Origin of the sequence: Kineococcus glutinatus (genome assembly GCF_039542765.1) — a bacterium.
Classification (GTDB): Bacteria; Actinomycetota; Actinomycetes; order Actinomycetales; family Kineococcaceae; genus Kineococcus_A; species Kineococcus_A glutinatus.
The window spans coordinates 1-10779 of record NZ_BAABIL010000120.1 but is presented as its reverse complement, the minus strand read 5'-3'; the positions used below and the strand labels follow the sequence as shown (position 1 = coordinate 10779).

The window sequence follows — 10779 nt, the reverse complement described above, 5'->3', positions numbered from 1 at the left end:
GTCGTGGCCGCCGCCGTCACGGGAGCCCCGGCCACGCAGCCCGACGGCCCGCGGCAACCCCGCCGCGAGGGCCCGCAGGTGGTGGCCACCCCCGCGGGCGTCGCGACGGTCGACCCCGCCGCCCGCGCGGCCGCCGCCGAGACCGTCCGCACCGCCCTGGCCGCCGTCGCACCCGGCTTCTCACCCGCGCCCGGGATCGAGGTCGGCGTCCGCGCGCGGTACGGCACGATCTACGGCACCCGCTCGGACCCCGCCTACGGCGCCTGGCGGGCCCGCGGCAGCGACCTCGGCACGACACCGGCGACCGACCTGCGCATCGGGCTCGGCCGGATGCCGGTGCAGGACGTCGACGGCCTGGGCTGCCCCGACCCCGCCACCTCACCGGTGCGGGGCTGCCGCGTCGAGGAACCCGTCCCGAAGGTGCGGGTGCTCGTCGCCGAGCGGCGCACCTGGGTGGAGGGCGAGGACCGCAGCGCGGTCAGCGGCTGGACCCCGACGGTGCTGGCGGTGCGCGCCGACGGGCGCACCGCCAGCGTCACGGCCGGGCACCGCCTCGACCACGACACCGTCCTGCCGCCCGGCGGGTCGCTGGAGTCCGCCGCCCTGACGACGGCGCAGCTGCGCGACCTCGCCGTGCGCCTGGCGCTGTCGGAGGTGGTGCTACCGCAGTGAGCGCTTCGACCGCTCCTGCGTGCCCGGCTCGGGCGCCGCCTCCTGGCGCGCCACCTGACCCGGCAGCGACCGCGGGCGGCGGTACCCGACCAGCCAGTCCCGCGGCAGGCTCCAGTCGGTGCCGTCGAACGCCGCCGTGAGCGGCCGCTCCACCCAGCGGTGCGTCAGGCGCGCCGCCACGACGCACGCCAGCAGCGCCAGCAGCACCACCGCCACCCGCACCGGCACCGCGTGCGGCAGCGGCAGCCGCGCCGCGACGACGGCCATCGCCCCCAGCAGCGGCACGTGCACGAGGTACAGCGAGTAGGAGGCGGTGGCGACGCCCAGCAGCCAGCCCGGGGTCCGCCAGCCCGTGACCTGCTCGCGGGCGACGACCCCGTAGAGCAGCAGCGCCACCGCGACGGCCACGCCGAACACCCGGTAGCCCAGGCCGTCGGAGCCGGCGACCGGCACGAGCCGCAGCCCGGCCAGGACCAGCAGCGCACCCGCACCGACCCCCAGGGCCAGGCCGCCGAAGCGCCGCCACCCGGCCAGCAGCGCCTGCGCGACCGCGGCGCCGAGGACGAACTCCAGGTTGAGCAGGTCCCCGAGGAAGCGCACGAACGGGCTGGTGCTGTCCCCGGCGAGCAGGTGGACGGTCAGCACGAACGCGCTCCAGCCGCCCAGCACCGCCCACAGCCCGGCCCTGCTGCGGGTGAGCAGCCCCAGGCAGAACACGCCGTAGAACACGACGATGTGGGTGAGCGTCCAGCCGACGAGCAGCAGCGGCAGCCCGGCCTGCGGCAGCAGCAGGTAGGAGGAGACGACGTCCGGCGGGTGCTCCTGGCTGCCGTTGACCGCACCAGGCGCCACCAGGTGGATCGCCAGCACGCCGGTGGTCACGAGCCAGTAGAGCGGCAGCACCCGCACCAGGCGGCGCCACAGGGTGCGCCGGACCCGCACCCGCCCGGGTCGCGAGCACGTGGTGAGCAGCATGAAGAAGCCGCTGATCGTGAAGAAGGCGTCCACGCCGATGCCGGCGCCCGCGGTGCGCAGCCAGTCCAGGGCGCGCGGTTCGTCGGCGCCGAACACCTTGCCCTCGAAGCCGACGGCACCGGTGAGGTGCATGCAGACGACGAGCACGGCGGCGACGGCGCGCAGGCCGTGCACGGCGTGGGTGGAGAGGGCGTGGGTCGGTGGGGCGGTGCGCGCGGGCTGTGCGGCGGCAGACGGCACGGGGTCTCCAGCGGGTCGCGGACGGCGGTGCGCCACGGCCACGACGCCGGCGCCCCCGCGCACGGCGTGCCGGGTGTGTGCCGGGATCGTGTCGTGACCCGCCCCTCCCCCGCTGGGCCGGACGGGGTCACCCGTGCGGCGCAGGGGGCGGGGCGGGCGCACTCAACCACAGCCCGGCCGCGGGCCCCGAACTCCCCCGGCGCGCCGCTACCGACCGTGCAGGGCGGTAGCACGCGCCGTGAGGACGCGTGGCGTCAGGACTCGACGGGTGCCGAGGCCGCCTTCTTCGCCGCCGCCCGCTTCGCCGTGGCGGTCTTCGCGGCCGTCGTCTTCGCCGCCGTGGTCTTCGCCGCCGTCTTCTTCGCGGCGGCGCGCTTCTTCGGCGCCGGGCCCTTGGCGCGCTTCTCCGCGAGCAGCTCCGCCGCCCGCTCCAGCGTGATCGTCTCCGGGTCGTCGTCCTTGCGCAGCGTCGCGTTGGTGGTGCCGTCGGTGGCGTAGGGCCCGAAGCGGCCCTCCTTGACGACGACCGGCTGCCCCGACTCCGGGTCCGGGCCGAGCTCCTTCAGCGGCGGCTTGACCGTCTGCCCGCGCCGGGTCTTCGGCTGGGCGTAGATCGCCAGCGCCTCCTCGAGGGTGACGGTGAACAGCTGCTCCTCCGCGGCGAGGGAGCGGGAGTCGGTGCCCTTCTTCAGGTACGGGCCGAACCGGCCGTTCTGCGCGGTGATCTCGTCACCGGAGTCCGGGTCGACACCCACGACGCGGGGCAGGGACAGCAGCTGCAGCGCCTGCTCCAGCGTGACGCTCTCCACCTGCATGTCCTTGAACAGCGACGCCGTGCGCGGCTTGGCCTTGGCGGCCTTCTTCGCCCCGCGCCTGGGCTTGTCGCCCTCCGCCGGCGCGGCGGGCGCCTCCTCCTCGACGATCTCCGTGACGTACGGGCCGTAGCGGCCCGTGCGCGCCACGACCGTGCGCCCGGTGGCGGGGTCGGTGCCCAGGACGCGGTCGCCGTCGGACTGCGTCGTCAGCAGCTCCCACGCCCTCGCCGGGGTCAGCTCGTCCGGGGCGATGTCCTCGGGCACGCTCGCCTTCAGGGGCGCGCCGTCCTCGCCCGTCGCCTCCAGGTAGGGCCCGTAGCGGCCCACCCGCAGCACGACGCCCTCGCCGATCTCCACGGTGGAGATCTCGCGGGCGTCGATGCTGCCCAGGTCGTCGGCCAGGCCCTTGACGCCCTCCATGGTCATCCCCGCCGTGCCGGCCCCGGCGTCGCCGCCCTCGGCCCCCGGCCCGGCGTCGCCGAAGTAGAACCGGGTCAGCCAGCGCACCCGGTCCGCCTCGCCGCGGGAGATCGCGTCGAGGTCCTCCTCCATCGCGGCGGTGAAGTCGTAGTCCACCAGCCGCGGGAAGTGCTCCTCCAGCAGCCGCGTCACGGCGAACGCCAGCCACGTCGGGACCAGCGCGGAACCCTTGGAGCGCACGTAGCCGCGGTCCTGGATGGTCGCGATGGTCGCCGCGTACGTGGAGGGGCGCCCGATGCTGCGCTCCTCCAGGGCCTTGACGAGGCTGGCCTCGGTGTAGCGCGGGGGCGGGGTGGTCTCGTGCCCGTCGGTGCGCAGGTCCTGCACGTCCAGCGCCTGCCCGGCGACCAGCTGCGGCAGCCGGCGGTCGGTGCCGCCCTCGGCGTCCTCGCCGTGCCGGGCCTCGTCGCGGCCCTCCTCGTAGGCGGCCAGGAAGCCGCGGAAGGTGATCACGGTGCCGCTGGCGGAGAACTCCGCGTCCCGCCCGTCGGCGGCGCGCGCCCCCAGCCGCACGGTCGCGGTGGTGCCGCGGGCGTCCTGCATCTGGGAGGCCACGGTCCGCTTCCAGATCAGCTCGTAGAGGCGGAAGGCGTCCCCGGACAGCTCCCCCGCCAGCTGCGCCGGGGTGCGGAAGACCTCACCGGCCGGGCGGATCGCCTCGTGCGCCTCCTGCGCGTTCTTCGACTTGCTGGCGTACACCCGCGGGCGGTCGGGCACGTACTCGGCGCCGTACAGCTCCCGCGCCTGCGAGCGCGCCGCGGTCAGGGCCTGCTCCGACAGCACGGTGGAGTCGGTGCGCATGTACGTGATGTAGCCGCCCTCGTAGAGGGACTGCGCCGTCCGCATCGTCTGCCGCGCCGTCATCCGCAGCTTGCGGGCGCCCTCCTGCTGCAGGCTGGAGGTGATGAACGGCGCCGCGGGACGGCGGCTGTAGGGCTTGTCCTCCACCGAGCGCACCGCGAAGTCCGCCCCGTCCAGGGCGGTCGCCAGCGACGAGGCCGCCGCCTCGTCCAGGTGCACGACGCCCGCGGTGCGCAGCTCGCCGGTGTCGGCGAAGTCGCGGCCGGTGGCGACCCGGGCGCCGTCCACCTGCACGAGGCGGGCCGCGAACGCGCCGCCGTCCTGCTGCGCGGGGGCGAAGGTGCCGGTGAGGTCCCAGTACGACGCGGAGCGGAACGCCATCCGCTCCCGCTCGCGCTCCACGACCAGGCGCGTCGCCACCGACTGCACGCGGCCCGCGGACAACCCCGCACCGACCTTGCGCCACAGCACCGGGGACAGCTCGTAGCCGTAGAGGCGGTCCAGGATGCGCCGGGTCTCCTGCGCGTCCACGAGGCGGTCGTCGATGGGCCGGGTCTCGTCCAGCGCCCGCCGGATCGCCTCCGGGGTGATCTCGTAGAACACCATCCGCGAGTACGGGATCTTCGGCTCGAGGGCCTGCACGAGGTGCCAGGCGATCGCCTCGCCCTCGCGGTCGCCGTCGGTGGCCAGCAGCAGCTCGTCGGCGTCCTTGAGCAGGCGGCGCAGCTCCGCGACCTTCTTCCTCTTGTCCGCGTCGACGACGTAGTACGGCTCGAAGCTGCCCTCGACGTTGACGGCGAACTTGCCGAACGGGCCCTTCTTCATGTCCTCCGGCAGCTGGGAGGGCTGCGGGAGGTCGCGGATGTGGCCGACGCTGGCCTCCACGTCGTAGCCGTCCCCGAGGTAGCTCGCGATCTTCGCGATCTTCGAGGGCGACTCCACGATGACGAGGCGGCGCACGCCGTCGCCCGTCCCGGCCTTCGCCGTCGTCCTGCCAGCCACTGCTCGCTGCCGTCCTCTCCGCCCCGCTCCGGGGCCACCGCGCGGTGGCCCCGCCCTGCTCATCACGCACCGTAGCTGCCACCGGGGGCGCGCCGACGCCGATCACGGCACCGACGCGGCGCCCGGGCACCGCCCGCCGCGCCGTCCAGCCTCGCACGGGACCGCACCGCACTCGCAACCGCAGGGCACCGGGCCTGCCGGCACCCGCCCCGGGCGCCACCCGCGCCCCGCGGTCACACTCCCCCCATGACCGTCATCTCCGCGCAGTTCCGCACCGTCGCCGGGACCGCCGCCTCCCTCGGCACCACCGGCGGTACCTCCGTCGTCGTCGACCGCCCCGACGGGCGCGCCGGCGGCCTCGGCCTCGGCCTCAACGGCGGGCAGCTGCTCGCCCTCGCCGTCGGCGGCTGCCTCTGCAACGACCTGCGCCACACCGCGGACGCCACCGGCACCGACCTGCCCGACTTCACCGCAGCGGTGGACGTCACCGTCGGCGACACCGGGCTCGTCACCGCCGTCGCGGTGCGGGTGCGGCCCCTGGACGGCGACCCCGCCGCGTTCGCCGACCTGCTGGCACGCGCCGCCGCCGGCTCCACCGTCGTGCGCTCCCTCGTGGCCGGCGTCCCCGTCGACGTGACCACCGGCTGAGCGGCCCGCGGCGGGCCCTCACACCGGCAGCAGCAGCCCGTCCGCCACGAGCTCGCGCACCACCGGTAGCAGCTCCGCCCGCACCCCGGCGACCTCCCGCTCCAGGATGACCGCGATCCCCGCCAGCACCTGCCCCACCGTCAGGTCCCCGTCGCAGGCGCCCACGAACCCCGCCAGCTCCCCCGACGCCGGCACCGCACGGCCGAACCCCCCGCCCTGCCGCAGCAGCAGCACCGACGGGTCCGGCTCGCCGGGGACGTGGTGGCGCTCGTCCGTCACGTCCGGCGCCACCCGCAGCCGCGCCGCGGCCAGCGCGTCGTCGTCGCGGGCCGCCAGCCAGTCGTGCGCCGCCAACCCGGCCGCCAGGTGCTCCCCCAGCGGCTGGCGCACCGGACCGGGCACCTCCTCCAGCCGCCGCAGGGTCGGCTCCCCCGACACCGGCCGGCGCAGCGTCAGCAACCCGAAACCGACCCCCTCCACCCCGCGGGCGGCGAAGTCGTCCAGCCACGCGGCGTACAGCGACTCGAACGCCGGGCCCCGGTGCTGGCCGCCGTCGCGGATCCACAGCTCCGCGTACTCCGCCGGGTCCTGCACCTCGCGCTGCACCACCCACGCGTCCAGGCCCGTGCCCTCCAGCCAGCCCCCGACGCGGTCGCGCCAGCCCTCCCCGGCGCGGTGCTCCCAGTTGCCCAGCAGCTGCGCCACCCCGCCCGGCTCCAGCACCCCCGCCACGCCCGCCACCAGCCGCTGCACCACCGCGTCACCGGCCAGCCCGCCGTCGCGGTACTCGTAGCGCGGCACGTCCCCACCGCGCGGGGTGATGACGAACGGCGGGTTGGACACCACCAGGTCGTAGCGCTCCCCCGCCACCGGCTCCAGCAGGGAGCCGTGCCGCAGGTCCAGCACCACCGAGTTGAGCGCGGCGTTCACCGCCGCCAGGTCCAGGGCGCGCTCGGAGACGTCCGTGGCGGTCACCGAGCGGGCGTGCCGGGCCGCGTGCAGCGCCTGCACCCCGCAGCCGGTGCCCACGTCCAGCACCCGCCCCACCGGCGTGCGGATCGTGCACTGGGCGAGCATCACCGACGCCCCGCCTACCCCGAGGACGTGGTCCGTGCGCAGCGGCGCGTCGGTGGCCGTCTCCCCCAGGTCCGACACCAGCCACCAGTCGGCCCGGCCCGCGGCGTCCTCGGCCGCGTACGGGCGCAGCTCCACCTCCGCGCGCACCTCGTCGCCCGGGTCCGCACCGGCGGCCCGCACCAGCCCCAGCCGCACCGCGCCGTCGGTGCCCAGACCGGGCAGGGCGGCGTCCAGCAGCTCCCGGGGCACCGGCCGGCCCAGCACCAGGCAGCGCAGCAGCACCGCCGCCGGCTCGCCCGAGGCCTCCGCGGCCCGCACCGCCGGCAGCGCCTGCTCGCGGCCCAGCGCGGCCGACGCCACCGGGCCGAGCACCGCCTCCACGCGCTCGACGGTGTACTCCGCCGCCACCAGGTCCGCGCGCAACCGCCCGATGAGCTGGGCGGCGCTCACCGCGGGCTCACTCACCGATCGGCCGCTCCGGCCCGGACCCGCCGACCGGCGCCGACCCCTTGCGCAGCGGGTCGCCCGACCCGCCGTCGAGGTCCAGGTCGGCGGCGATCCGCTCGTCCTCGTCGACGTCGTCGAGCTCCACCCGGCGGCGCTTGGACATCGCGACGGCCACCACGATGACGACGCTCGCGGCGATCGCGATGCCGTAGCGCAGCACCTCGTTCTCGCCCTCGCCCAGCCCCAGGGACACCACCGCCGGCGCCACCAGCAGCGCGACGAGGTTCATCACCTTCAGCAGCGGGTTGATGGCCGGCCCCGCGGTGTCCTTGAAGGGGTCGCCCACGGTGTCGCCGATGACGACGGCCGCGTGCGCCTGGGAGCCCTTCCCGCCGAAGTGGCCGTCCTCGACGATCTTCTTGGCGTTGTCCCACGAACCACCGGAGTTGGACAGGAACACCGCCATCAGGACGCCCGAGGCGATCGCACCGCCCAGGAAACCCGCCAGCGGGCCGACGCCCAGGCCGAAGCCCACCGCGATGGGGGCCATCGCCGCCAGCAGGCCCGGGGTGCTGAGCTCGCGCAGCGCGTCGCGGGTGCACATGTCGACCACCCGGCCGTGCTCGGGCTGCTCCTCCCCCGTCATGATCCCGGGGTGCTCGCGGAACTGGCGGCGCACCTCCACGACCACCGCGCCGGCGGAGCGGCCGACCGCGTTGATCGCCAGGCCGGAGAACAGGAACACGACCGCCGCGCCGAGCAGCACGCCCACCAGCGTCGTCGGCGTGATGATCTCGAAGCGCGCCATCGTGTGGACCACGTACTCCGGCAGCGGGCCCGCGACGGAGGCGCTCGCCTCCTCCAGCGCCTCGGTCACCGCGCTGCGGTAGGAGCCGAACAGCGCCGTGGCCGCCAGCACCGCGGTCGCGATCGCGATGCCCTTGGTGACGGCCTTGGTCGTGTTGCCCACGGCGTCGAGCTCGGTGAGGACCTGCGCGCCCTCGCCCTCGACGTCACCGCTCATCTCCGCGATGCCCTGCGCGTTGTCGCTGACCGGCCCGAAGGTGTCCATCGCGACGATCACGCCCACCGTGGTCAGCAGGCCGCAGCCGGCCAGGGCGATGAAGAACATGCCCAGCGTCAGGGTGCCGCCGGCGAGCAGGAACGCCATGAACACCGCCCCGCCGATGACGACGGTCGTGTAGACCGCCGACTCCAGCCCCAGCCCGATGCCGGAGAGCACCACCGTCGCCGGGCCCGTCAGGGACGTCTTGGCGACGTCCATCGTCGGAGAGGCGTCGGTCCCGGTGAAGAAACCGGTCAGCCAGAGGATCAGCACCGCCAGCACGATGCCCAGCGACACCGCCGCCAGGACCACGACCTTCGGGTTGCCGTTGAGGTCGGCCACGTCGGCGGGCGCACCGTCGAACCCGGCGAACGTCGAGGGCAGGTACAGGAAGCAGGCGATCGCGACGCCGACGAAGGCGATGAGCGCGCTCAGGTAGAAACCCACGTTGATCGAGGTCAGGCCGTTGACGCCCGTCCGCGCCCGCACCAGCACGACGCCGAGCATCGCGGTCAGCGCACCGATCGCGGGGATCACCAGCGGCAGCACCAGGCCCTGCTCCCCGAAGGCCGCCCGGCCCAGGATGAGCGCCGCCACCAGCGTCACGGCGTAGGACTCGAAGAGGTCCGCGGCCATGCCCGCGCAGTCGCCGACGTTGTCCCCGACGTTGTCGGCGATCGTCGCGGGGTTGCGCGGGTCGTCCTCGGGGATGCCCTGCTCGATCTTCCCGACCAGGTCGGCGCCCACGTCCGCGGCCTTGGTGAAGATGCCGCCGCCGACGCGCATGAACATCGCCAGCAGCGCCGCGCCGAACCCGAAGCCCTCCAACACCGTCGGCGCGTCGTCGTGGAAGACCAGCACGACGACCGCGGCGCCGAGCAGGCCCAGGCCCACCGTCACCATCCCGACGACGCCACCGGTGCGGAACGCGATGCGCATGCCCTCCTCGCGGCCGCCCTCCCCCGAGCGCGCCGCGGCGGCGACCCGGACGTTGGCCCGCACCGCCAGCGACATGCCGAGGTAGCCGATGGCCGCGGAGAACCCCGCGCCCGCGAGGAAGGCGACGCTGCGCCCCACCCGCAGCGAGGTCGTGTCGGCGGGCAGCAGGAACAGCAGCCCGAAGACGATGACGGCGAACCAGACGAGGGTGCGGAACTGCCGGCGCAGGTAGGCGCTCGCGCCCTCCTGCACCGCGCGGGCGATGGCCTGCATCGCCTCGGTGCCGTCCGCCGCGGCCAGGACCTGGCGGCGGAAGACCACGGCGACGAGCAGCGACAGCACCGCCACCGCCCCGACACCGCCGACGATGATCTGGCTGGAACCGGTCAGGGATCCGGTGGCGACCCCGGTGGTCGATGCAGCGGTGACGTGGGCGAGTGCGGGCATCCGTCCTCCTCGACGTGTCGCGGCCGGGACGCCACCGTCGTGGTCGCCCGCACCGTCGGGCGCGGTCCGCTCAGCGAGCCATGATCGCGGATGGGGAGTCTACGAGCCGGACGCGCCGCCGTCACCACGTGGTGACGGCGCGTCGGACGGCTCGGCGTGCAGGGACCAGGTCATCCGCACGGCACCGGGGGCGCCGTCCTCGTCGTCGACGCTCACGGCCTCGGCCATCCCGGCCATCAGCGCCAGCGCGAGGGGGTCCTCGCTGCCGCCGGCCCCGCCCACCGGCCCGTCCACGACGTCCCGGCGGTCGTCGTGGACGACGACGTCGAGACGGTCGTGGTCGTCCGTGAGGTCCATCGACACGAAGGCGTCGCTGCGGGTGCGCAGCACGGCCCGCGCGCACGCCTCGCCGATGGCGATGCGGATCTCGTCGAGCTGGCTCTCCGGGAACCCCGCGCGCCGGGCCACGGCCACGGCCACGAGCCGCGCGGTGCGGACGTGCTCGGCGAGCGGGCTGAAGCGCAGGGCGACGGTCGGCACGGGGTGCGCGGACGTCAGGACGCGGTGCCGGACTCCGCCGAGCTGGATGCGGCGATGGCGTCGGCGACCGAGTCGTGGATGGGGAAGACCTTCGTCAGCCCGGTGATCCGGAACACCTTGAGGATCTTCTCGCGCTGGCACACCAGGTGCAGGGAGCCGTCGTGGGACCGCACCCGCTTCAGGCCGCCGACGAGCACGCCCAGCCCCGTGGAGTCGAGGAACTCGACCCCCTCCATGTCGACCACCAGGTGGTGGTGCCCTGCCCCGACGAGCTCGTTGAGCCGCTCGCGAAGGGTGGGGGCGGTGTAGACGTCGATCTCGCCGGACACCTCGACGACGGTCCGCCCGCCCTCTTCCCGGCTGGTCACCGACAGGTCCACGACCCCTCCTCGCTCTGTGGGACCCCCACGCGCGCCGGGGGCTCTGCAACGCATTGAACCATCGCCGTGGGCACCGGGCGCGCCCAGGCACGTCCGGGTGGGTCGGCGGGGCCGCGCCCGGGGCAGGACACTCGTGCCGTGCCCCGCGACCCCGCCCCGCCCCCGACCGGCCCGGGCCCGGGCGGACACCCCGACCGTCACCCGGACGGCGGGCCCGGCGCGGGCACCGCCCCGGAGGCGGTGCTGCACC

General features: G+C 75.5%; 7 protein-coding genes and 1 pseudogene. 2 read left to right on the top strand and 6 right to left on the bottom strand.

What is annotated here, in order from left to right:
• Positions 1-672: pseudogene (locus tag ABEB16_RS05515) on the top strand (hypothetical protein); the annotation flags it as partial.
• On the opposite strand, the gene ABEB16_RS05510 reads toward ABEB16_RS05515, so the two are convergent.
• Positions 661-1887, bottom strand: coding sequence for an acyltransferase family protein (locus ABEB16_RS05510; protein ID WP_345711265.1), 1227 nt, complete (start codon positions 1885-1887; stop codon positions 661-663). The pseudogene ABEB16_RS05515 and the gene ABEB16_RS05510 overlap by 12 nt on opposite strands.
• 254 nt (positions 1888-2141) lie before the next feature.
• Positions 2142-4985, bottom strand: coding sequence for a type I DNA topoisomerase (topA, locus tag ABEB16_RS05505; protein WP_345711264.1), 2844 nt, complete (start codon positions 4983-4985; stop codon positions 2142-2144).
• A gap of 246 nt (positions 4986-5231) precedes the next feature.
• Between topA and ABEB16_RS05500 the strand changes: the two genes are divergently transcribed.
• Positions 5232-5633: an OsmC family protein gene (locus ABEB16_RS05500; RefSeq protein ID WP_345711263.1), complete on the top strand. Its 402-nt coding sequence runs from the start codon at positions 5232-5234 to the stop codon at positions 5631-5633.
• 18 nt (positions 5634-5651) lie between these two features.
• Here ABEB16_RS05500 and ABEB16_RS05495 read toward each other — a convergent pair whose 3' ends face one another.
• The 4 genes from ABEB16_RS05495 to ABEB16_RS05480 form a co-directional block, all read right to left on the bottom strand.
• On the bottom strand, positions 5652-7175 hold the full coding sequence (locus tag ABEB16_RS05495; protein WP_345711262.1) for a DUF7059 domain-containing protein: 1524 nt from the start codon (positions 7173-7175) through the stop codon (positions 5652-5654).
• Complete coding sequence (locus tag ABEB16_RS05490; protein WP_345711261.1) at positions 7168-9609, bottom strand: sodium-translocating pyrophosphatase; 2442 nt, start codon at positions 9607-9609, stop codon at positions 7168-7170. Before ABEB16_RS05490 ends, ABEB16_RS05495 begins: the two co-directional genes overlap by 8 nt.
• 99 nt (positions 9610-9708) lie before the next feature.
• Positions 9709-10149, bottom strand: coding sequence for an ATP-binding protein (locus ABEB16_RS05485; protein ID WP_345711260.1), 441 nt, complete (start codon positions 10147-10149; stop codon positions 9709-9711).
• A gap of 14 nt (positions 10150-10163) precedes the next feature.
• On the bottom strand, positions 10164-10529 hold the full coding sequence (locus ABEB16_RS05480; RefSeq protein WP_345711259.1) for an STAS domain-containing protein: 366 nt from the start codon (positions 10527-10529) through the stop codon (positions 10164-10166).
• Between the last annotated feature and the right edge of the window lie 250 nt (positions 10530-10779).